Annotated in this window: 1 pseudogene; it reads right to left on the minus strand. The window is 63.2% G+C overall.

From position 1 onward, the window contains the following. Nucleotides 1–339: 339 nt before the first annotated feature. A pseudogene (locus MYF83_RS42280) lies at nt 340–522 on the minus strand (hypothetical protein); the annotation flags it as partial.

Consider the following 522-nt stretch of genomic DNA (forward strand, 5'->3'; position numbering starts at 1 on the left):
CACGCACCTGCGGGTCAGGGATCTGCGGATCCGGCTTGCTCGCTCCCACGAAGGGATGTCTCCTTCCCCACCCTCGATGCAGAGTTTTGCGCCTGTTTGCTACCTCTATCCATTTTGGCAGGGAGGGTGCCGGCCGGCAACGCCTGGAGCCGTGCGGTGAGCTTGCGGCGGGTGGTGATCTGCTTGAGCTTGGTCACCGCGGCCGCCAAGTCAGGGCTCAGGTCGTGGACCAGCCATAACACCCGGTTGATCAACCTAGTGCGCTCGGCGATGAGGGCCTCACGGTGATCGACCAGCAGACGGATGGGGTGTCAATCCCCTCAAACCGTGGAGACGGTCCTATGCCACAGCGGCCCTCAGCAGGGCCGTTGATGCTGTCCTCTTCTCGATCATCAGACGCTCGAATGTGACAGGCGGCAGCCCGTCGTTGGCACTGTGCCTGCGCTTGACGTTGTAGAAGTCCGCGATCCAGGTCGCGATCTTCAGCCGAGCCTCCGCCCGGGTACGAAAACGGTGGCGGTG

This window comes from Sphaerisporangium perillae (genome assembly GCF_023276435.1).
GTDB lineage: Bacteria > Actinomycetota > Actinomycetes > Streptosporangiales > Streptosporangiaceae > Sphaerisporangium > Sphaerisporangium perillae.